The 20,739-nt window shown below is 75.2% G+C and carries 18 protein-coding genes and 1 pseudogene; 8 read left to right on the top strand and 11 right to left on the bottom strand.

Annotated elements, in window-relative coordinates; translation table 11 throughout:
• Positions 1 to 70: 70 nt before the first annotated feature.
• Entirely contained in the window at positions 71 to 1,588 is a 1,518-nt protein-coding gene (gene hflX, locus BMZ16_RS15180; RefSeq protein WP_089801909.1) for a GTPase HflX, read from the bottom strand.
• A gap of 109 nt (positions 1,589 to 1,697) precedes the next feature.
• Here hflX and BMZ16_RS15175 point away from each other — a divergent pair, with 109 nt between their 5' ends.
• A complete protein-coding gene (locus BMZ16_RS15175; RefSeq protein ID WP_089801907.1) occupies positions 1,698 to 2,315 on the top strand; it encodes a class I SAM-dependent methyltransferase in 618 nt (205 codons plus the stop codon).
• A 10-nt stretch (positions 2,316 to 2,325) separates the two neighbouring features.
• Entirely contained in the window at positions 2,326 to 3,786 is a 1,461-nt protein-coding gene (locus tag BMZ16_RS15170; protein ID WP_255366719.1) for an MFS transporter, read from the top strand.
• A gap of 23 nt (positions 3,787 to 3,809) precedes the next feature.
• Here BMZ16_RS15170 and BMZ16_RS19840 read toward each other — a convergent pair.
• The 4 genes and pseudogenes from BMZ16_RS19840 to BMZ16_RS15150 form a co-directional block, all read right to left on the bottom strand.
• Positions 3,810 to 4,064: pseudogene (locus BMZ16_RS19840) on the bottom strand (thioredoxin family protein); the annotation flags it as partial.
• Positions 4,061 to 5,071, bottom strand: coding sequence for a diaminopimelate epimerase (gene dapF, locus BMZ16_RS15160; RefSeq protein WP_369822634.1), 1,011 nt, complete (start codon positions 5,069 to 5,071; stop codon positions 4,061 to 4,063). The gene dapF and the pseudogene BMZ16_RS19840, both read right to left, overlap by 4 nt.
• Positions 5,068 to 6,024, bottom strand: a complete 957-nt coding sequence (miaA, locus tag BMZ16_RS15155) for a tRNA (adenosine(37)-N6)-dimethylallyltransferase MiaA (RefSeq protein ID WP_089801905.1) — start codon at positions 6,022 to 6,024, stop codon at positions 5,068 to 5,070. The genes dapF and miaA overlap by 4 nt, the downstream gene beginning before the upstream one ends.
• Positions 6,021 to 6,785, bottom strand: a complete 765-nt coding sequence (locus BMZ16_RS15150; RefSeq protein ID WP_143082856.1) for a hypothetical protein — start codon at positions 6,783 to 6,785, stop codon at positions 6,021 to 6,023. Before BMZ16_RS15150 ends, miaA begins: the two co-directional genes overlap by 4 nt.
• Before the next feature lie 85 nt (positions 6,786 to 6,870).
• Between BMZ16_RS15150 and BMZ16_RS15145 the strand changes: the two genes are divergently transcribed.
• Together BMZ16_RS15145 and BMZ16_RS15140 are read left to right on the top strand one after the other, a co-directional pair.
• Positions 6,871 to 7,455 carry a type III secretion system chaperone family protein gene (locus BMZ16_RS15145; protein ID WP_089801901.1) on the top strand — a complete coding sequence of 195 codons (585 nt, stop codon included), beginning with the start codon at positions 6,871 to 6,873 and terminating at the stop codon, positions 7,453 to 7,455.
• Positions 7,452 to 7,970: a type III secretion system chaperone family protein gene (locus BMZ16_RS15140; protein WP_089801899.1), complete on the top strand. Its 519-nt coding sequence runs from the start codon at positions 7,452 to 7,454 to the stop codon at positions 7,968 to 7,970. Before BMZ16_RS15145 ends, BMZ16_RS15140 begins: the two co-directional genes overlap by 4 nt.
• A gap of 3 nt (positions 7,971 to 7,973) precedes the next feature.
• Here BMZ16_RS15140 and BMZ16_RS15135 read toward each other — a convergent pair whose 3' ends face one another.
• Together BMZ16_RS15135 and miaB are read right to left on the bottom strand one after the other, a co-directional pair.
• The gene (locus BMZ16_RS15135; protein ID WP_089801897.1) at positions 7,974 to 9,563 is read right to left on the bottom strand and encodes an aspartate:alanine exchanger family transporter; all 1,590 of its coding nucleotides are present in this window, start codon (positions 9,561 to 9,563) and stop codon (positions 7,974 to 7,976) included.
• Between the two features lie 108 nt (positions 9,564 to 9,671).
• Positions 9,672 to 11,288, bottom strand: a complete 1,617-nt coding sequence (miaB, locus tag BMZ16_RS15130; RefSeq protein WP_089802176.1) for a tRNA (N6-isopentenyl adenosine(37)-C2)-methylthiotransferase MiaB — start codon at positions 11,286 to 11,288, stop codon at positions 9,672 to 9,674.
• Between the two features lie 142 nt (positions 11,289 to 11,430).
• On the opposite strand from miaB, the gene BMZ16_RS15125 reads away from it, so the two are divergent.
• The 4 genes from BMZ16_RS15125 (at position 11,431) to BMZ16_RS15110 (ending at position 14,823) form a co-directional block, all read left to right on the top strand.
• Entirely contained in the window at positions 11,431 to 12,225 is a 795-nt protein-coding gene (locus tag BMZ16_RS15125) for an amino acid ABC transporter ATP-binding protein (protein ID WP_089801895.1), read from the top strand.
• 89 nt (positions 12,226 to 12,314) lie between these two features.
• A complete protein-coding gene (locus BMZ16_RS15120) occupies positions 12,315 to 13,202 on the top strand; it encodes a glutamate ABC transporter substrate-binding protein (protein WP_089801893.1) in 888 nt (295 codons plus the stop codon).
• 95 nt (positions 13,203 to 13,297) lie between these two features.
• Positions 13,298 to 13,945, top strand: a complete 648-nt coding sequence (locus tag BMZ16_RS15115; protein WP_089802174.1) for an amino acid ABC transporter permease — start codon at positions 13,298 to 13,300, stop codon at positions 13,943 to 13,945.
• The gene (locus tag BMZ16_RS15110; RefSeq protein WP_089801890.1) at positions 13,942 to 14,823 is read left to right on the top strand and encodes an amino acid ABC transporter permease; all 882 of its coding nucleotides are present in this window, start codon (positions 13,942 to 13,944) and stop codon (positions 14,821 to 14,823) included. The genes BMZ16_RS15115 and BMZ16_RS15110 overlap by 4 nt, the downstream gene beginning before the upstream one ends.
• 71 nt (positions 14,824 to 14,894) lie before the next feature.
• Here BMZ16_RS15110 and rny read toward each other — a convergent pair whose 3' ends face one another.
• The 4 genes from rny to recA form a co-directional block, all read right to left on the bottom strand.
• A complete protein-coding gene (rny, locus tag BMZ16_RS15105) occupies positions 14,895 to 16,427 on the bottom strand; it encodes a ribonuclease Y (protein WP_255366718.1) in 1,533 nt (510 codons plus the stop codon).
• Positions 16,428 to 16,508: 81 nt separating this feature from the next.
• On the bottom strand, positions 16,509 to 18,815 hold the full coding sequence (locus BMZ16_RS15100) for a DEAD/DEAH box helicase (RefSeq protein WP_218143371.1): 2,307 nt from the start codon (positions 18,813 to 18,815) through the stop codon (positions 16,509 to 16,511).
• Between the two features lie 207 nt (positions 18,816 to 19,022).
• Complete coding sequence (locus BMZ16_RS15095) at positions 19,023 to 19,619, bottom strand: regulatory protein RecX (protein ID WP_089801886.1); 597 nt, start codon at positions 19,617 to 19,619, stop codon at positions 19,023 to 19,025.
• Between the two features lie 5 nt (positions 19,620 to 19,624).
• Entirely contained in the window at positions 19,625 to 20,665 is a 1,041-nt protein-coding gene (gene recA, locus BMZ16_RS15090; protein WP_089801884.1) for a recombinase RecA, read from the bottom strand.
• Between the last annotated feature and the right edge of the window lie 74 nt (positions 20,666 to 20,739).

Genomic DNA, 20,739 nt, shown 5'->3' with positions numbered 1-20,739 from the left:
CGGGCACCCACGCCCCTCGCGCCCGACCGACCGCCGGGACGCGACGTACCGCACCCGTGCCGGTCGGCCGTCAGGCCGTGCGCGCCACGGCCTCGAGCTCCGCCGCCAGGCCCGCGTCGACCCGGGCGCGCAGCAGGGTGCCGGCGGCCGTGTGCTCCTCGTGGTCGATGTCGCCGTGCTCGTGCACCCGGTTGACGAGGTCACCGCGCGCGTAGGGCACCACGACCTCGACCTGCACGCCGGGGCGCGGCAGCTGGTCGGCGATCAGCGCCCCGAGCTCCTCGATGCCCTCCCCGGTGTGGGCGGACACGACGACCGAGTGCACCTCCCGCGAGCGCAGGCGCGCCACCGCCTCCGGGGAGGCGAGGTCGGCCTTGTTCAGCACGATGATCTCGGGCACGTCCATGGCGCCGGGGATGTCGGCGAACACGTGCCGCACGGCCGCGATCTGCCCCTCGGGGTCCGGGTGCGCCGCGTCCACCACGTGCAGGATCAGGTCGGCGTCGGCCACCTCCTCCAGCGTCGAGCGGAACGCCTCGACGAGCTGGTGCGGCAGGGCACGCACGAACCCGACCGTGTCGACCAGCGTGTAGACGCGTCCGTCGGCGGCCTCCGCGCGGCGCACCGTCGGGTCGAGGGTCGCGAAGAGCGCGTTCTCGACCAGCACACCGGCGTGGGTCAGCCGGTTGAGCAGCGACGACTTGCCGGCGTTGGTGTAGCCGGCGATCGCGACGGACGGGATGGCGTTGCGCTTGCGGGAGGCCCGCTTGGTCTCGCGCGCGGGTGCCATCGCGGCGATCTCCCGGCGCAGCTTCGCCATCCGGTTGCGGATGCGGCGGCGGTCCAGCTCGATCTTCGTCTCACCCGGACCGCGGGAGCCCATGCCCGCGCCGGCGCCGCCGACCTGGCCACCGGCCTGGCGGCTCATCGACTCGCCCCACCCACGCAGACGCGGCAGCAGGTACTCCAGCTGCGCGAGCTCGACCTGCGCCTTGCCCTCACGCGACTTGGCGTGCTGGGCGAAGATGTCGAGGATCAGCGCGGTGCGGTCGACGACCTTCACCTTGACGACGTCCTCCAGCGCGCGTCGCTGCGACGGCGCCAGCTCGCCGTCGACCACGACGGTGTCCGCGCCCACCGCCGCGACCAGGGTCGCGAGCTCGGCGGCCTTGCCCGAGCCGAGGAACGTGCCGGGGTCGGGCGTCCGGCGTCGCTGCAGCAGCCCGTCGAGGACCTGCGAGCCCGCCGTCTCCGCGAGGGCCGCGAGCTCGCGCAGCGAGTTCTCGGCGTCCTCGACCGAGCCGGAGCCCCACAGGCCCACGAGCACGACCCGCTCGAGCCGCAGCTGGCGGTACTCGACCTCGGAGACGTCCTCGAGCTCGGTCGACAGGCCGGAGACCCGTCGCAGCGACGTGCGCTCCTCGAGGTCGAGCTGGTCGCCGTCGAAGGCGGTGTGCGACGTCCCGCCGGACTGCAGCGCGGTACCGGCCCGGGCGAGCACACGTGCGACGACGTCGTCGGCCACCTCCTGCGCGCTGCGCGCCGGCGCCTGCTGCGCCTCGTCGGTGGTGTGCTCTCGGTCGTCCACGCGGGTCCTCTCGTCGGCGGATGGCTGTGTCCAGGATCGCACGCACGTACGACGCCCGCGACGGGATTTCGCTGCAGGCACACCCCTCGCGCACCGCTAGCCTCGGCAGGTGAGCGGCACCGACGACCCGCAGGGGCAGCACTACTTCACGGCCCGACCGGCCTCCGCCGAGCAACGCCGCACGCTGCGCGTGCACCTGGCGGGACGCGACGTGGAGGTGGAGACGGCCGGGGGCGTGTTCTCCCCCGACCACGTCGACCTGGGCACCCAGGTGCTGCTGCGGACGGTGCCGGCACCGCCGGACCGCGGCGACCTGCTCGACCTGGGCTGCGGCTGGGGACCCGTCACCCTCACCCTCGCGCTGCTCGCGCCCGACGCCCGGGTGTGGGCGGTGGACGTGAACGAGCGCGCGCTCGACCTGGTGCGCCGCAACGCCGCGCGGCTCCGCCTGACGAACGTCGTGGCGGCGACCCCCGACGAGGTCCCGGACGACCTGCGGTTCGCAGCGGTCTGGTCGAACCCGCCGGTGCGCATCGGCAAGCCCGCGCTGCACGAGCTGCTGACGCGGTGGCTGCCCCGGCTGGCACCCGGCGGCGAGGGCTGGCTCGTCGTGGGACGCAACCTCGGCGCCGACCCGCTGCACCGCTGGCTGGTGGAGGAGGCCGGGCTGCCCACCACCCGCGAGGCCAGCGCGAAGGGGTTCCGGGTGCTGCGGGTCGCGCCGTGACGGTCACGCCGTGACACCCCCCGAGGACGCCACCCCGGACGCGATGTGGCGCGCCCGACGCACGATCTCCGCGGCGATGTTCGCGCTGGTCGTGCTGGTCGCCTTCGAGTCGTTCGCCGTGACCACCGTGATGCCGCAGGTGGCCGAGGTGCTCGACGGGCGCGCCCTGTACGCGTTCGCGTTCGCCGGGCCGCTGGCGACCGGGGTGGTCGGCATGGTGGTCGCCGGCGCGTGGTCCGACCGGCGCGGGCCGGGCCCGCCGTTCGCCGCGGGCGTCGCGCTGTTCGTGGTCGGTCTCGTCGTGGCCGGGGCGGCGGCGTCGATGCCGGTGCTCGTGCTGGGGCGGCTCGCCCAGGGGCTCGGGGGCGGCGTCGTCAACGTCACGCTGCTCGTCGTCGTCGCCCGCGCGTACCCCCCGGTCCTGCACCCGCGCGTGTTCGCGTGGTTCTCCACGGCGTGGGTGCTGCCGTCGGTGGTGGGGCCGTCGCTCGCGGGTCTCGTCGCGGACCTCGCCGGGTGGCGCTGGGTGTTCCTCGCCGTCGCCGTCCTCGTCGTCCCGACCACGATCCCCCTGCTGGGTGCGGTGCGGGGCCTCGCGGGGTCGGCGGTGCCCGACCGGGCGACGGCGCCCCCCTCCGGTGACCGTGCGGCCCGTCGGGTGGCGTGGGCGGTGCTCGTCGCGGTCGCGGTGCTCGCGCTCAACGTCGCCGCGCAGCTGCCCGCGCCGTGGTCCCAGGTCGTCGCGGTGACGGCCGCCCTGGGCGCTGTCGGCGCCACCCGTCCCCTCGTGCCGCAGGGCGCGCTCCGTGCGCGCCCCGGCCTGCCCGCCGTGATCGCGACCCGCGTCCTGGTCTCCGGCGCGTTCTTCGGGGCGCAGGTGTACGTCCCCTACCTCCTGGTCGACCGGGACGGGTGGGGCACCACCGCCAGCGGCCTGGGGCTGTCGACGGCCGCGCTGGCGTGGTCGGTCGGGTCGGTCGTCCAGGGCCGCCTGGGGTCCCGGCTGCGCAGCCGGACGGCCGTGCGCATCGGCACGGCGCTGGTGCTCGTGGGGGTCGCGGGCGCGACGCTGGTGACGGCGCTCGGGCTGCCGGCGTGGGCGCTCGTGGGGGTGTGGACCGCCACCGGGGCCGGCATGGGCGTCGGCTCGTCCCGGCTGAACGTCCTGCTGCTGGGGTGGTCGACGCCCGCGGACCAGGGACGCAACAGCGCCGCCAACTCGATCGCCGACTCCGTCGGCGCGGCACTCGCGCTCGCGCTGACCGGCGTCGTGTTCGTGACCGCGGGGGGCGCGGCCGGTTACGCCGGCCCCGCGCCGTTCGTCGGGTCGTTCCTGCTCACGGGCGTGCTCGCGCTGGGCGCGGTGCTCGTCGCGGGGCGCGTCGGCGTCCCGCCGACCGAGCGGCGCGGGGCGCTCGCGCCGTCGGACGGCTCCGCGGGCAGCGCGGCACCGAGCGCCCCGAGCACCTGACGCGGCGTCGGCACGCCCTGCGCGCGGGCGACGACCGTGCCGTCGGCGTCGAGGACCACGACCGTCGGTGTGGCGGTGACGGCCAGGGCGGCGGCGATGTGCGGGGCGTCGGCCACGTCGACCTCGACGTGCCGCACCCCGGGGACCGCGTCGGCGACCCGCGCCAGGACGCGCCGGGCCGCACGGCACGGCGCGCAGAACGCCGTCGAGACCTGCAGCAGCGTGGCCCGCTCCCCCAGCGGCGACCCGAGGTCGGACGCCGTGAACGCCGCGGTCACGCGTCCAGCGCCGCCACGTCCACGACCAGGTCGGCGACCAGCACGGCCGGCCCGGCCAGGTCCGCCCGGCCGTCGGCGTGCAGCGTGACCCGCAGCGTCCCGCCCGGGACGTCGACGAGCCACGTGCGCGGGGCCTGGGAGCCGCCCCAGGCGCGGACGGCGGCGGCCGCCGCGACGGCGCCCGTCCCGCACGACCGCGTCTCGCCGACGCCGCGCTCGTGCACCCGCATCCGCAGGCGCCCCACGACCGTCCCGTCGGCGGCGACCTGCTCGCCCAGCGGCACCACCAGCTCGACGTTCGTCCCCTGCGGCGGCAGCGGGGTCACGTCCGGCGCCCGGGTCAGGTCCGCCGCCTCCAGGTCCTGCTCCTGCGCGAGCACGACGACCGTGTGCGGGTTGCCCACGTCGACGGACAGGCCCGGGCGCGTCACGGTCAGGCCGGCCACGTCCACGTGCGCGTCGCCGCCGACCGCAAGGGCGTCGGGGCCCGCCGGCAGCGTGACCGCACCCATCCCGACGGTGAACCAGGGACCGGACCCGACGTCGGGCTCCGTGGCCGCGACCGTCCGCACGCCGGCACGCGTCCCGAGCGCGAGCGGCCCGGTCGCCGGGTCCCACAGCCCCAGCCGCTGCGCGAACCGGGCGAACACGCGCACGCCGTTGCCGCACATCTGCGCGATCGACCCGTCCGCGTTGCGGTAGTCCATGAACCACGGCGTCGCGGCGGTGCCGTCCGGCGCGTCGGGGACGTGCCGGGTGGCGACCAGACGGATGACGCCGTCCCCGCCCACGCCCGCCCGGCGGTCGCACAGCCGTGCCACGAGCGCGGCCGTCAGGTCGAGCACGCCGTCCCGGTCGTCCAGCAGCACGAAGTCGTTCTGCGTGCCGTGCCCCCGGACGGCGGTGAGCGTCACGGGCGCGGCGGCACCCGCTGCGGCGGACGTCGCCGCAGGGTCCGCGGGGGTGCTCGCGACGGTGCTCGCGACGGGGACGGTGGGGGCGGTCACGAGCCCAGCGTACGGCGCACGCGTGCGTCCGGGTCGGGCGGCGGGAGCCGGTCGGCGTCGGCCGCCTCGACCAGCTCGAGCGCGTGCGCGACGAGGTCCGGGTCACGGGCGTCGAGCCAGTGGACGCGCGGGTCGCGCCCGAACCAGCCCATCTGCTTGCGGGCGAGCCGCCGCGTGCCGGCGGCCGTCGCGGCACGCGCCGCATCGGCGTCGAGCCCACCGTGCAGGTGGGCGAGCGCCTGCGCGTACCCGACCGCGCGCGACGCCGTGCGACCCAGCCCGTGCCGCTCGAGGCGCTCCACCTCGGCGAGCAGGCCGCCGTCCCACATCCGGTCCACCCGCACCTCGATGCGGGCGTCCAGCGCGGCCCGGTCGCAGTCCAGACCGATCTGCAGGGCCGGCACCTCGTACTCGTGGCGGGGCAGGGTCGCGGAGTACGGGCGCCCCGTCAGCGCGACGACCTCCAGCGCACGCACCACCCGGCGGGCGTTGCGCGGCCCGATGCCGGCGGCGGCGACCGGGTCCAGCGCGGCCAGCTCGTCGTGCAGGGCACGGACACCCTCCACCTCGACGCGCTCCTCGAGGCGCGCGCGCACCTCCGGATCGGTGCCGGGGAACTCCATGCGGTCGAGCAGGGCGCGCACGTACAGCCCGGAGCCCCCGACGGCCACCGCCCGCGACCCCCGGGCGTCGACGTCCCGCAGCACACGGCGCGCGAGCAGCTGGTAGTCCGCGACGGACGCCTCCTCCAGCGGGTCCAGCACGTCCAGCAGGTGGTGCGCGATCCCGCGGCGGTCCTCCGGGGCCAGCTTCGCCGTGCCGATGTCCATCCCGCGGTACAGCTGCATGGCATCGGTGTTGACGACCTCCGCGCCCAGGGCCTGCGCGAGGTCGAGTGCGAGGTCGGACTTGCCGGTGGCGGTGGGGCCGACGACCGCGACGACGAGGCTCACGGCGCGACCTCCCAGAGCACGACGGCGTGGGCGGCGCCGTGCCACACGTCCGCGCGCAGCACCTCCGGCGCGAGGGCGGGCGCACCGGGCGGCAGCGCGTCGAGCGCGCCGACCAGCACCTGCCACGGCGCCCAGCCCGTGGCGGCCAGGTCGGCCGCCGTCCCCGCGTCCGCCCCCGCGAGCGCGTCGCGGGCCCGGCCAGCGCCTGCGCGGAGCGCGGCCACCACGGCGCCGTCCCACGCGGGAGCCCGTGCGTCCTGCGGCAGCGGGGCGCCCGGGCCGTGCCGCGCGGATCCCGAGCCCACGACGACCAGGGCCGTCGGCACGTCCGCGCCGAGCGCCGCACCCACGGCCCGCAGCCCGGTCACCGGGCCGGGCGCCACCTCGAGCAGGTGCAGCCGGTCCGCCGCGACACCGGCGTCGAGGGCCGACCGCAGCCCGACGACCGCACCGGTCCCCGGCGCTCCCGGGACGGGCGGCGCACCGGGCACGGGGCCGAGGACGAGGTCGGGCACGGGCGCGCCGAGCAGGTGGTCCGGGACCCCCGCGGCCGCGGCACCGGCGTGCACGGGCCCGACGACGCACCGCGTGAGCGGGCCGGGCGCGACCACGACCACCCGGTCGGCGTGGGCGACCGCACGCGCCGTCGCGGTGGCCGCCGCCCGCCGCAGCGCGACCGGCGCGGGGTCCTCGGGGGAACGCCCCGCGACGCCGGGCAGCAGGAGCACCGTGTCCGGGACGAGAGCGGCAGCGACGAGCACGGACCGACCGTAACGCGCCGCGTGCGCCCGTCCCGCCCCGCGCACCGGCAGGCCGCTCGTCGGCGGCGCCGGGTAGGGTCGGCGCATGGGGTGGTTCCGTCAGCGCGCACGCCGGTGGTGGTCCGGCACCCGCCCGGTCACCGGCACGCCCGAGGTCGGCGTGGACGACGCCGACCTCCACGAGCGGGTCGCGGAGCTGCTGGCCCGCGAGCTGGGGACCGTCGAGCACGGCAGCGCGGCGCCGACACCCGTCTCCCCCGCGCGGATCGCGTCGTGGATGACCGACAACCAGTTCTCGTACTTCGTCGACAACGACGGCGACCTGGGCGGTCTGTGGCGAGGCCGGCTGTTCTACTTCTTCCTCTTCGGCGCGCAGTCCGAGATCCTGCAGGTGCGCGGGCAGTGGCACCGCGAGCTGGCGATCGAGCGGCTCGAGGAGGTCCTCGACCTGTGCAACGAGTGGAACGCCGAGCGCATCTGGCCCAAGGCGTACGCCCGGGTGCGGGACAACGGCCGCGTCCACGTGGTCGCCGAGGTCGCCACCGATCTCGAGCACGGTGCCACCGACGCCCAGCTCAGCCAGATCCTGTTCTGCGGCCTGTCGACCGGCAGCATGCTCTTCGACGCGCTGGACGAGCGGTACCCGGACCCGGCGGGGGCGGCCCCGTGAGCGCCCCCGGGTGGCTCCTGCGGGTCCTCGGCGGCCTGCCCAAGCCGGCCAAGACGACGCCGCTGGACGACGAGCCGCCGCGCCCCCTGACGCGGGACCGCGTGGCCGACTACCTGCTGGGACGCGGCTACCGCTTCGTCGTGGACGACGACGGCGACCTCACCGGCACGTGGGACGGCAGCCGGTTCTGGTTCCTGCTGCTCGGTGAGCAGCAGGAGATCCTGCAGGTCCGCGGGAGGTGGCAGCGCACGCTCCCCCTCGAGCAGCGCCGCCCGCTGGCGCTGGCGATCAACGACTGGAACCGCGAGCGCATCTGGCCGAAGGCCTACGTGCGCGAGGAGGACGGCGCGCTCGCCGTCTACGCGGAGGTCTCGGCGGACCTGGAGCCCGGGGTCACGGACCTGCAGCTGGCGCAGCTGCTGGCCTGCGGGCTGGGCACCGGCGTGCAGCTGTTCGCCGCGCTGGAGCCCGTCGTCCCCGGTGACACCCCGCCCCCGGACGTGCCCGACAACTGACGCTCACAGCCCGCCCAGCAGCTGCCCGAGCACGATCTTGGTGACCATGGCCGCCGGGTACACCAGGGCGTAGCCCAGGGCGACCCGCGCGTCGTACCCCGTGCGGCCGTTGGCGAACGCGAGCACCGCGGGCTGCGTCTGCGCGCCGGCGACGATGCCCGACAGGCGGGTCCCCCCGACCCGGAACACCCGACGCATGACGAGGTACAGCCCGGTGGCGACGAACGTGGTCACGACCGCGCCCAGCAGCAGGATGCGCAGCCAGTCCCCCGACGTGAACGCGGCACCGATCTGCGCGCCGGCCCGCGTGCCCGCCTGGGCGAGGAAGATCAGCAGACCGAGCTCGGCGATGGCCTGGGCCGCCGTGTAGGGCATGGCGGTGACGACCGGTCCGACGCGTCCCAGCCGGCCCAGCACGAGGCCGACCAGCAGCGTCCCCGCCGCCGACCCGACGGCGAAGTGACCGCCGGGCACGGGGAACGCGACGGCGCCCAGCAGGATCCCGAGGGTCATGCCGCCGCCCAGGACGACCGGCACGATGTCCGAGAGCCCGCGCGCCGAGTCGCCGAACCACGCCGAGACCTCCGCCATGCGCTCGCGGGGCGCGATGACGCGCACCCGGTCGCCGAGCTGCAGCTGGAAGTCGTCCGTGGCGACGACGTCGACGTCCCCCCGACGCACCCGCGAGATCGTGGCACCGAACCGGTGCAGCAGGTCGAGCTCGCCGATGGTGCGCCCGGCGGCCCGCTCCGCGGAGACCGTCATGCGCCGCATGTCGAGGTAGAGCCGGTCCGCCTCCAGCCGGTGCGACGAGGCGTGCCCGAGCTCGCGCGTGACCGCGTCGACGTCCTCGGCGGGGCCCACGACCGTGACGAGGTCGTCGAGCAGGAGCAGGTCACCCCCGTCGGCGGTGCGGATCGGGGCCTCCTCGCCGCGCCGCACGCGGGAGAACTTGATGCGGTCCCCGTGCCGCTCCTCCAGGTCCTCGATGCGCGGTCGCCCGGTCGCCTCGACGCGCACGGTGCGGGTGACGAGCGTCGGCGGGGCGTCGGTGTCGAGGTCCCGGTGCCGCAGCGCGAGCGACACCGCGACCAGCATGCCCACGACCCCGAACAGGTACGTGACGGCGTACCCGATGGTCGGGCCGGTCGCGTCCCCGGCGGCGTCGCGCGCCGCCGCCAGCGCGGGGGTGTTGGTGACCGCGCCGGCCCACGCGCCCGCGACCACCGCGCGGTCGATCCCGAGGACGCCGCCGACGCCCACGGCGACGGCCGCGCTGGCCACCAGGACGCCGGCCACGGCCAGGATCGGCGCGAGGCTGCGGCGCAGCGAGGAGAAGAACGTGGCGCCGGACACCAGGCCGACGCAGAACGTGAACAGGCAGAGCCCGAGCGTGCCCAGCGCCTCGGTGATCTCGAGGTTCACCCCGTACGACGCGGCCCACGCCGAGAGCCCGATGGCCAGGAACAGCACCGCGGCTGCCCCGAGGCCGACGCCGCGGACCCGGACGTGCCCGATGGCCGAGCCGACACCGATGACGACGAACAGCAGGAGGACAGGCTGCTGGGCGAGGAACAGGAAGACCTCGGACATGACGGCTCCACGGGGCTGCGGGACGGCAACGCCGTCCCACCCATTGAAGACCCCACCGCTGGTGGCGGCCTGGTCCGAAGGACCCGGGTCGCGGGTGCCCCGGCCGGGTCAGGCGCCCGGGCGCCCGATCGCGGGCAGGCCGAGCACGACCGGACCGGCGGGTGCGGGGGCGCCCGTGCCGCAGGCGCCGCCGGACGCGCCGTGCGCGTGCTCCTCGCGGCCCTCCGCCCGCGCCTGCCAGGCGTCGCCGGCCCGGGTGCGCCGCACCCGGAAGACCCCGCCCGGCACGAGGCCGGAGTCCGCCACGAGGTGGTGGGGGGCGCCGTGGGTCACCTCGACGGTCACCAGGTCACCCGGGCGGGGTGCGTCGGCCGGGTCGAGACCGACGGGGAGCGCCAGGTGCACGAGCCGGTTGTCCTGCGCCCGTCCGGAGATGCGCGCCGTGGCGCTGTCCTTGCGTCCCTCGCCCTCGGCGACCAGGACGTCCACCGTGCGGCCGACCTGGGCGGCGTTCTCCTCCGCGGAGATCCGCTCCTGCAGCGCGACCAGCCGCTCGTACCGCTCCTGCACCACGTGCCGCGGGAGCTGGTCCGGCAGGTCAGCGGCGGGCGTGCCCGGGCGCGGGGAGTACTGGAAGGTGAAGGCCGAGGAGAAGCGGGACTGCTCGACGACGCGCAGCGTCTGCTCGAAGTCCTCGTCCGTCTCCCCCGGGAACCCGACGATGACGTCGGTGGTGATCGCCGCGTGCGGGATGGCGGCGCGCACCCGCTCGAGGATGCCCAGGAACCGGTCCGCCCGGTACGAGCGGCGCATGGCCCGCAGCACCCGGTCGGAGCCGGACTGCAGCGGCATGTGCAGCTGCGGCATGACCGTGGGCGTGCTCGCCATCGCGTCGATGACGTCGTCGGTGAAGGCCGCGGGGTGCGGGGACGTGAACCGCACCCGCTCGAGCCCGGGGACGGCGCCGACGGCGCGCAGGAGCTTGCCGAAGGCGTGCCGGTCGCCGAACCCGACGCCGTAGGAGTTGACGTTCTGACCGAGCAGGGTGACCTCGATGGCACCCGTGGCGACGAGCGCCTCGACCTCGGCGAGGATCTCGCCCGGGCGGCGGTCGCGCTCCTTGCCGCGCAGGTGGGGGACGATGCAGAACGTGCAGGTGTTGTTGCACCCGACGCTGATCGACACCCAGCCCGCGTAGACGGACTCGCGACGCGTGGGCAGGGTGCTCGGGAAGACCTGCAGCGACTCGGCGATCTCGACCTGGGCGGCGGCGTTGTGCCGCGCCCGCTCGAGCAGCGTGGGCAGCACGTCGAGGTTGTGCGTGCCGAACACCACGTCGACCCAGGGGGCGCGCTCGACGATCCCCGCGCGGTCCTTCTGCGCCAGGCAGCCGCCCACGGCGATCTGCATGCCGCCGGGGCGCGTCCGCTTGGTGCCGGCCAGCCGGCCCAGGTTGCCGTAGAGCTTGTCGGCCGCGTTCTCCCGGACGGCGCACGTGTTGATGACCAGGACGTCGACGTCCTCCGCGGCCGCCTCCGCGGGTGCCGCGGGCACGTACCCGGCCTGCTCGAGCATCCCGGCCATGTGCTCGGAGTCGTGCACGTTCATCTGGCAGCCGAGCGTCTTGACCAGGTACGTGCGCGGGCGCACGTCGGGGTCCGGTGGACCGACGGTCGCGGGGCCGGGGACGTGCGCAGGCGCCGGGGCGGGCAGGGTCGTGGACATCGTCACCAGGGTACGACGCCCCCCGGAGCACCTCCGCGTCGCGGGGCGGTGCGCCGCCGGGGAGAATCCGTGTGAACGGGCTGTTACTGGACCGTGACGTGCAACGATGGCGTCCGCAACACAGCACCCGTAGGTTCGAGCAATGGCCGACAGCACCACCGCCGAGCGACCGTCCGCAGGCGCCGCCGCACGTCCGACGGGCGAGCCACTCATCGTCCTGGAGCACGTCGACAAGCACTTCGGTGCCCTGCACGTGCTGAAGGACGTGTCCCTCACCGTCCACCGCGGCGAGGTCGTCGTGGTGATCGGGCCCTCCGGGTCGGGCAAGTCGACCCTGTGCCGGACCATCAACCGACTCGAGACGATCGACTCGGGGACGATCACCCTCGACGGCAAGCCGCTGCCTGCGGAGGGCAGGGACCTCGCGCGGCTGCGCGCCGACGTCGGCATGGTGTTCCAGTCGTTCAACCTCTTCGCGCACAAGACGGTCCTGGAGAACGTCACGCTCGGCCAGGTCAAGGCCAAGAAGGTCCGCCCGGCCGAGGCGCGGGCGACCGCGATGGAGATCCTCGACCGCGTCGGCGTCGCCGACCAGGCGGCAAAGCTGCCCGCGCAGCTGTCCGGCGGTCAGCAGCAGCGTGTCGCGATCGCCCGGGCCCTGGCGATGAAGCCGCAGGCCCTGCTGTTCGACGAGCCGACGTCGGCGCTGGACCCCGAGATGATCAACGAGGTCCTCGACGTCATGGTCGGCCTGGCGCGCGACGGCATGACGATGGTCGTCGTCACCCACGAGATGGGGTTCGCGCGGCGCGCCGCCCACCGTGTCGTGTTCATGGACGCGGGACAGATCGTCGAGGACGCCGACCCCGAGACCTTCTTCACGGCGCCTCGCAGCGAGCGGGCGCGCGACTTCCTGTCCAAGATCCTCACCCACTGATGGACGGGGACCCGGCCCCGGGCCCCGCACCCGTACCGGCGCGACGTCGACCCAGCCGCGACGCGCCGACGCCACGAAGGAGACGCACCATGCGACCCGTCCGTACCGGGCTCATCGCCCTGATGTCCGCCACCGTCCTCGCCCTGACGGCGTGCGCCGGAGGTTCCGACGACGGCGAGGGCACCGAGCCCGCGGGCGGGGCCACACCCGCCGAGGAGACCGCCGAGTTCCCCGAGGGGTCGACCATGGCGGCCCTCGCGGAGGCCGGCACGATCACCATCGGCACCAAGTTCGACCAGCCGCTGTTCGGCCTCGTGGGCCCCAACGGGGAGCCCGAGGGCTTCGACGTCGAGATCGGCAAGATCATCGCCGGCAAGCTGGGCATCGCCCCGGAGGACATCGAGTGGAAGGAGACGATCTCGTCCAACCGCGAGCCGTTCATCCAGAACGGCGAGGTCGACATCGTCGTCGCCACCTACACGATCAACGACAAGCGCAAGGAGGTCGTGTCCTTCGCGGGCCCGTACTACCTCGCCGGTCAGTCGATCCTCACGATGACGTCCAACACCGACATCGAGGGCCCCGAGGACCTCGCGGGCAAGAACGTGTGCACCGTGTCGGGGTCGACGCCCGAGGCGAACCTGCTGCAGAACTACCCCGAGGCGAAGGTCCAGGCGCTCGGCGCGTACTCCGAGTGCATCGAGCCGCTGCGCAACGGCCAGGTCGACGCGATCAGCACCGACAACGTGATCCTCGCCGGCTTCGCGGCCGACAACGACGACATGGAGGTGCGCGGGGAGCCGTTCACCGAGGAGCCCTACGGCATCGGCCTCGCGCTCGACGACACGGACTTCCGCATGTGGATCAACGACGTGCTCGAGGAGAGCTTCGAGGACGGCACGTGGAGCGAGGCGTGGGAGTCCACCGCCGGCACCGTGCTGCCGGCCCCGGAGCCCCCGACGGTCGACCGCTACTGAGCACCCGCACCCCCGCCGCCGCCTCCCGCGCGGCGGCGGGGTTGCGCGCCCGACCGCCCGCACGAGCACGCACCCGGAGGACGCGCGTGGACCTCATGGTCATCGCCGACAACATGCCGGCCTACCTGGCCGGCTTCCGCATGACCGCGCAGCTGACGATCGTCGCGGGCCTCGGCGCGCTCGTCATCGGCCTGACCGTGGCCGCCATGCGCGTCTCACCCCTGGGGTCGCTACGCGTGTTCGCCGCGACCTACACCGAGCTGCTGCGGAACATGCCGCTCACGCTGATCTTCTTCTTCGCGGTGCTCGTGCTGCCGCAGTTCGGCGTCGTGCTGCCGCTCGGCTACTGGACGGCCGTGGGCTGTCTGACGGCCTACACGTCGGTGTTCGTCGCGGAGGCCGTGCGCTCGGGCATCAACGCCGTGGGCGTGGGGCAGGCGGAGGCCGCGCGAGCGATCGGCCTGACGTTCGGGCAGTCCCTCACGTCGGTGATCCTGCCGCAGGCGGTGCGCTCGGTGATCCCGCCCCTGATCAACGTCATCATCGCCCTGGCGAAGAACACGTCCGTCGCCGCCGGGTTCGCCGTCGTGGAGCTCACGGCGACGGGCCGGCGGCTCGCGCAGCAGAACCCGGCCGACGTCGTCCTCGTCCTCGCCGGGGTCGCGCTGTTCTACCTGGTCGTGACGATCCCGGCAGGTCAGCTCGCGAACCTGCTGGAGCGGAAGGTGGCGTTCGCCCGATGAGCCGTGCGACCTCGGTCCTGTACGACGCCCCCGGCCCGCTCGCGCGCCGCCGCGAGCGGATCGGCTCCGTCGTCGGGGGCCTTCTCGTCCTCGCCCTGGTCGGTGTGGGTGCCTGGTACGCCGCCGGACGCGGTGTCTTCGAGGCCGACCGCTGGGCCGTCCTGTGGGACCCGCCGAAGAACCAGAGCGCGCTCGACGTGTGGCGGTCGCTGCTCGTCGTCGGCCTGGGCGCCACACTGCGCGCCGCGGCCGTCGCCGCGCCCCTGGCACTGCTGCTCGGTCTGGTGCTGGCCGTGCTCCGCACCACGCGCCTCGCACCCGTCCGCGTCGCCGCGTCGGTCGTGATCGAGCTGTTCCGCGGTCTGCCGGTGCTGCTCATGATGTTCTTCGCCCTGCTGGCGTTCGGCTGGAGCGCCTTCGCCGCGGTCATCTTCGGCCTGACGGTCTACAACATGGCCGTCATCGCCGAGATCGTGCGTGCCGGGCTCGCGGCCCTGCCGAAGGGCCAGTCCGAGGCCGCGGCCGCCATCGGACTGTCCCGCGGCCAGACGCTGCGGCTGGTGCTGCTGCCGCAGGCCCTGCGCACCATGGCACCCAGCCTGGTCGCCCAGCTCGTCGTCCTGCTCAAGGACTCCTCGCTCGGCTTCATCGTCGGGTACTCCGAGCTGCTCAAGGCCATCCAGAACAACGCGCAGTACTTCGGCAACGCGTCGGTCGTGGCCCTGTTCACCGTCGGCGCCGGGATCTACCTGGTCGTCAACATCAGCCTGTCGCGGCTCGCGCTGCGCCTGCAGGGTCGCACACGACGCACCGCCGCACCGGCGGTGGACGTCACCGCACCCGGGCCGGCACCGCGGGGGGCCACGACGGGGCACTGAGGCGACGCGATCGTCGGGGGCGCACCCCTCGGACGTGCGCCGTTCGGCCCACCCGGTCCGGAGCGGGCCCGTCAGCCGGCGGTGGCGCTCGCGCGCAGCTCGCGCACGACCGTCACCCGGATCTCGCCCGGGTACGTCAGGTCCGCCTCGATGCGCTTGGCGATGGCCGAGGCGAGCTGCGGCAGCGCGCGGTCGTCCACCTCGTCGGGCTCGACCACCACGCGCACCTCCCGTCCGGCGGCCATGGCCAGCACGCGGCGCACGCCCTGGTGCGCCGCGACGAGGGACTCCAGCTCCCCCATGCGCTCGACGTACTGGTCGATCTCCTGCCGGCGGGCGCCGGGTCGTGCCGCGGAGATCGCGTCGGCGGCCTGCACCAGCACCGCCTCGACCGTGGTGGCGGGCACCTCGTCGTGGTGCGCGGCGATCGCGTTGACCACGGCGTCGGACTCCCCCAGCCGCCGCGCCAGGTCGGCGCCGATCGCGGCGTGCGTCCCGGGGACCTCACCGGTGAGTGCCTTGCCCACGTCGTGCAGGAAGGCACCGCGCCGGGCGACGGCGACGTCGGCACCCACCTCGGCGGCGATGGCCGCGGCGATCTGCGCGCTCTCGACGAGGTGCTCCAGCACGTTCTGCCCGTACGACGACCGCAGCCGCAGCCGGCCCATCGTCCGCACAAGGTCGGCGTGCAGGTGGTCGATGCCGGCGCGCTCGACCGCGTCGTGGCCGGCCGCGTCGTGCCGGTCGTCGGCGCCGGCCAGCGCCTCGGCGTACGCCGCCTCGATGCGCTGCGGGTGGATCCGGCCGTCCGCCATCAGGGCCTCGAGCGCCACCTGGGCGACCTCCCGGCGCTCCGCGTCGAAGCAGGACAGGACCACGGTGTCCGGGGTCTCGTCCACCAGGACGTTCACGCCGGTCAACGCCTCGAAGTGCCGGATGTTGCGGCCCTCCTTGCCGATGATGCGGCCCTTCATCTCGTCCGACGGCAGCGGCAGGATCGTGACGACCGGCTGTGCGCTGGTCGGCACCGCGACGCGCTGCACGGCGGTCGCGACGATCCGCCGCGCACGGGCGTCCGCCGTGCGCCGCGCCTGCGCCTCTGCGCGGCGGACCTGCGCCGCGGCGGCGTCGACGGCCTGGTCGGTGATGCGGCGCGTCAGCTCGGCGAGCGCCTCGTCCTGCGTCAGACCGCTCACGGACTCCAGCTCTGCACGGGCGCGCGCCCGGGCGTCGGCAAGCCGCTCGTTGGCCGCCCGGTCCGCGTCCGCGAGCGTGCGGGCCGCGACCCGCTCGGCCTTGTCGAGCTCGCGCGTACCCGCCCGGCGCGCCTCCGCCAGGGCGTCCGCCTCGCTGCGGGTGCGACGCTCGAGCTCGGCGAGCTCGGTGCGCTCCGCGGCGAGCTCCCGCTCCCTGTCCGCGACGCGACGCTCCCGACGCTCGGCGTCGGCCAGCATCGCGCGGGCGTCGTCGCGGATCTGCGCGACGTCCTGCGCGGCCCGGCGACGCTGCTCGTCGGCCTCCCGACGTGCCGTGAGGACGAGGATGAGTGCGACGAGGCACGCCCCCAGCAGACCCACCACGGTGGCGATCGCACCCGGCTCCACGGCACCTCCTCCAGATCGGCGCGCCCACGGCGCCGCGACCATTGTCGCCGGTGGGCGCCCCGGAGGCGTCCCGCCGCGCGGTCAGCGGGCCGCCGGGTCGGCGAACTCCTCCCACAGCGGGCCCGTCCCCCACTGCGCCTGCTCCCACGCGACCAGGTCCCGCGCCAGCTCCGGTGCCGTGACGTCGACGGCTCGCACGGTCTGCTCGGCCAGCAGCGAGTCGCGCACGTAGCGGTCGAACTCACGGGACTTCTCGGCCAGCAGCGCGACCAGACGCTCGTCCACCGTGCGCTCGGCCAGCAGCCGGTGCGCGGTCACGGGGCGCAGCTGACCCATGCGGTGCAGCCGCGCGAACGCCTGGGCCTCGGCCGCGGGCGTCAGCTGCGGCTCGCAGAGCACCGCGACGGATGCGCACTGCAGGTTGAGTCCGACGCCGCCGGCCTGCACCTGCGCGACGAGCACCGCCCCGGCGGCGGGGTCGAGCCGGGCCAGCTCGTCGACCAGCTCCTGGCGGCGGTGCGGCGGCACGTCGCCCGTGAGCGGGCCGAGCACCGTCGCGCCGCCGTGGGTCACCAGCGCCTGCGCCACGACGTCGAGCACCTCGCGGAACCAGGAGAACACCACCACCCGGCGGCCGTGCGCCCGCGCGTCGGCGACGACCTCCAGCAGCCGGCCCAGCTTGCCGGACGTGGGGTGCCCCGCGTGGACGGACGCGGCGCGGCGCATCCCCATGAGGTCCCCGCGGGCCACGGCCTCCCGGTACCGGCGCCGCCCCTCGGGCGTCAGCTCCTCCCACTCGTCCACCACGGTGAGCGCCGGGAGCTCGACCAGCACGTCGTCGCGGTCGCGCCGCAGGTAGACCGGCGCGACGGCGCGCCGGAACGCGTCCCTGCCGGCGGCACCCAGGTGGCGCGGCAGACCGTCGGCGAGGTCGGGCTGGAGCAGCCGGACGAGCGCGACGAAGTCCCCGACGCGGTTCTCCATCGGGGTGCCGGTGAGCAGCGCCACGCGGAAGGTGCGCCCCGCCCACGCAGCGACCGCGCGGGACCGCTCGGCCCGGGGGTTCTTGACGAGGTGCGCCTCGTCGACGACGAGCATGCCGAGCGGGGCACCGCCGCCGGCGGACCACGCGTCCGCGCCGTCGACCTGCCCCGGCGCGACCTGCGGCCCGGGTACCGGGGCGTCGAGCGAGGGTACGTGGTGCAGGGAGCCGAACGTGGCCACCGCGACACCGCCCTCGCGCCGCCAGCGCTCCCCCTCGGCGGCCGCGTCGCGACCGTGCACGCGAACCACGGTGAGCGCGGAGTGCCGCTCGATCTCCCGCTGCCAGGTGACCAGCACGCTCGCGGGGCACACGACGAGCAGGTGGGTCGCGCCCTGCGTCGCGACGTGCGCCATGGCCGCGACGGCCTGGACGGACTTGCCCAGGCCCATCTCGTCACCGAGCAGCGCGCGCCCCTGGTGCAGCAGGAACCGCGCACCGAAGTCCTGGTACCCGCGCAGCCGGACCCGCAGCTTCGTGGTGTCGAGGGGGTGGTCGGCGACCTGGGCCGCCAGCTCGGCGGCGAGCAGCCCGCGCTCGGCGGCGACGTCGACCGCGTGCGGGACCAGCCGCAGCAGCTCGGTGGTGTACGTGGCGGGCCGCGTCTCGACGTCGTCCCACAGCGCTGCCTGCGGCGGGTCGGGTTCGGCGCAGGCGGCCTGCAGCCGGTCGACGAGCGCGGGGAGCCCTGAGCGGGCCGCCCAGTGGTCCGCGTCGGCCAGCACCCGCAGCGCCCGCACGGCCGCCTGCCTGGTCGGGCGCCGGGCCACCGCGTACCGCAGCCGGTGCCGCGCGACGGCTGCCGCCGGCGCGCACGCGTCGACCGTGCGCACGTGGTCCGCGAGCTCCTGGCGGTGCGGGCCGACGAGCGGCTCGAGGCGCAGCGTGCGGGCGAGCAGGGCGAGCAGCCGGGTGGTGGCGAGCACGTCGGGCGTGCCGTCGGGGCGGTCGAGCCGCAGCCGCGGGGCGGTCACCTCGCGCACCGCGTCGGCGAGCTGCTCGACGGCCGCCGCGGTCGCCCGCGCGGTGCGCGGCCCGACGCCCGGGACCTGCTCCAGGGTGGCGGCGGGGACACCGACGAGGTCCGCCGCGGCGTGGTAGCCGGCGTCCACCAGCCGGCCGAGTCGCAGGTTGCGGTCGGTGGCGTCGCCGAGGCGGGTGACCGGGACGAGCGCCAGCTCGGCGAGCACCCGCCGCTCGCGGTCCTGCGCCACCGCGTCCGCGACCTGCAGGACGGCGGCGTCGAGGTGGTCGATCACGCCCCGCGCGCGGTCCGCGAGCGCCCGGCTCCGGTCGACGAGTGCGCGCGCCGGCCGCCCGACCTCGGGCTCGACGGACGCGGACACGTCTCGGATGATCGCACGGCGCCCGGCCCGAGCCCTCGCGGGACCGGACACGACGCACGACGCGCACCGACGCCGGACGACGCCGGGACGCACGACGGCGGAGGGGCGTCCGCACCGGTGGCGGTCACCCGTCGGTCGGGCGACGCGCTCCGCCGTCGGTCGGGCGGCGTGCGCCCCCGTCAGTCGTCGGGCGGCGCGCTCCGCCTGTCAGTCGTCGGGCGGTGTGCTCGCCATGTCGTCCTCGAGCCCTTCGGCCGCCAGCTCCTCCCGCACGAGCCGGGCGACCAGGCCTGGCGCGTACCCCTTGCGGCCGAGCGCGCCGTAGGTGCGCCGGACGCGGACCTGCGTCTCGAGGCCGGTCGTGGAGCGCAGGCGCCGGCGCACGAGCTCGCGTGCGGCGTGCTCCTCGTCCTCGTCGTCGAGGTCCTGGAGCGCGGCCGCGGCGGTCTCGTCGTCGATGCCCTTGCGACGCAGCTCGACGCCGAGCGCCCGGCGCGACAGACCACGCTCGGCGTGCCGTGACCGCACGAACATGCGGGCGTACTCCGCGTCGTCGATCAGGCCGACCTCGGTGAAGCGGTCGAGCACACGGGTCGCGACGTCGGGAGGCACGTCACGACGCGCGAGCGCGTCCGCCAGCTGCCCCCGCGACTGCGCCGCGGCGGCCAGCCGGCGCAGGACGATGCTGCGGGCGACCGACTCGTGGTCGGCGTCCGGGTCCTGCACGGCGGCGCCGTCCTGCAGCGGCTCGGTCGCCGACCGGCCGCGGCGACGCGCCGCGGACCGGCCGGTGGCACCCGTCACGGTGCTCAGAAGTCGACCGGGACCGGCGCGTCGGCCGGGGCGTCGACCTTGGCACCGATGCCGAGCTTCTCCTTGATCTTCTTGTCCAGCTCGTTGGCCAGGTCCGGGTTGTCGCGCAGGAACTTGCGCGCGTTCTCCTTGCCCTGGCCCAGCTGGTCGCCGTCGTACGTGAACCACGCACCCGACTTGCGGACGAAGCCGTGCTCGACGCCCATGTCGATGAGCGAGCCCTCGCGGGAGATCCCGACGCCGTACAGGATGTCGAACTCGGCCTGCTTGAACGGCGGGGCCATCTTGTTCTTGACGACCTTGACGCGGGTGCGGTTGCCGACCGCCTCGGTGCCCTCCTTGAGGGTCTCGATGCGCCGGATGTCCATGCGGACCGAGGCGTAGAACTTCAGCGCCTTGCCACCGGTCGTCGTCTCGGGGCTGCCGAAGAACACGCCGATCTTCTCGCGCAGCTGGTTGATGAAGATCGCGGTGGTGCCGGACGCGTTGAGCGCACCGGTGATCTTGCGCAGCGCCTGCGACATGAGTCGCGCCTGCAGACCGACGTGCGAGTCGCCCATCTCCCCCTCGATCTCCGCCTTCGGCACGAGGGCGGCGACGGAGTCGATGACGATGATGTCGATCGCACCCGAGCGGATCAGGGTGTCCATGATCTCGAGCGCCTGCTCGCCGGTGTCCGGCTGCGACACGAGCAGCGCGTCGGTGTCGACGCCCAGCTTCTTCGCGTACTCGGGGTCGAGCGCGTGCTCGGCGTCGATGAAGGCGGCGATGCCGCCGGCCTTCTGGGCGTTGGCGACGGCGTGCAGCGCGACGGTGGTCTTCCCGGAGGACTCCGGGCCGTACACCTCGACGACACGCCCACGGGGCAGCCCGCCGATGCCGAGCGCGATGTCCAGCGCGATCGAGCCGGTCGGGATCACCTCGACGGGGGCACGGGTCTCGTCGCCGAGGCGCATGACCGAGCCCTTGCCGAACTGGCGGTCGATCTGGCTGAGGGCGGCCTCGAGGGCCTTGGAACGGTCAGGAGCAGCGGGCATGGGTCCACCTCGTCGTCTCGTGCAGCACGTGCTGCGCCTGCGGGGGCTGGTCTTGTCGCGGCGACGCTATGCCC

Origin of the sequence: Cellulomonas sp. KH9 (assembly GCF_900114185.1) — a bacterium.
Taxonomy (GTDB): domain Bacteria; phylum Actinomycetota; class Actinomycetes; order Actinomycetales; family Cellulomonadaceae; genus Cellulomonas.
The sequence above is the reverse complement of the archived record's forward strand: the minus strand, read 5'-3'. Positions and strand labels throughout refer to the sequence as shown.

Bases quoted from the DNA above. Each gene is read 5' to 3' on its own strand.
- BMZ16_RS15125 (WP_089801895.1), top strand. From the start codon at position 11,431: ATGGCCGACAGCACCACCGCCGAGCGACCGTCCGCAGGCGCCGCCGCA.
- BMZ16_RS15120 (WP_089801893.1), top strand. From the start codon at position 12,315: ATGCGACCCGTCCGTACCGGGCTCATCGCCCTGATGTCCGCCACCGTC.
- recA (WP_089801884.1), bottom strand. From the start codon at position 20,665: ATGCCCGCTGCTCCTGACCGTTCCAAGGCCCTCGAGGCCGCCCTCAGC.
- BMZ16_RS15115 (WP_089802174.1), top strand. From the start codon at position 13,298: ATGGTCATCGCCGACAACATGCCGGCCTACCTGGCCGGCTTCCGCATG.
- BMZ16_RS15135 (WP_089801897.1), bottom strand. From the start codon at position 9,563: ATGTCCGAGGTCTTCCTGTTCCTCGCCCAGCAGCCTGTCCTCCTGCTG.
- BMZ16_RS15110 (WP_089801890.1), top strand. From the start codon at position 13,942: ATGAGCCGTGCGACCTCGGTCCTGTACGACGCCCCCGGCCCGCTCGCG.
- BMZ16_RS15145 (WP_089801901.1), top strand. From the start codon at position 6,871: ATGGGGTGGTTCCGTCAGCGCGCACGCCGGTGGTGGTCCGGCACCCGC.
- miaB (WP_089802176.1), bottom strand. From the start codon at position 11,288: ATGTCCACGACCCTGCCCGCCCCGGCGCCTGCGCACGTCCCCGGCCCC.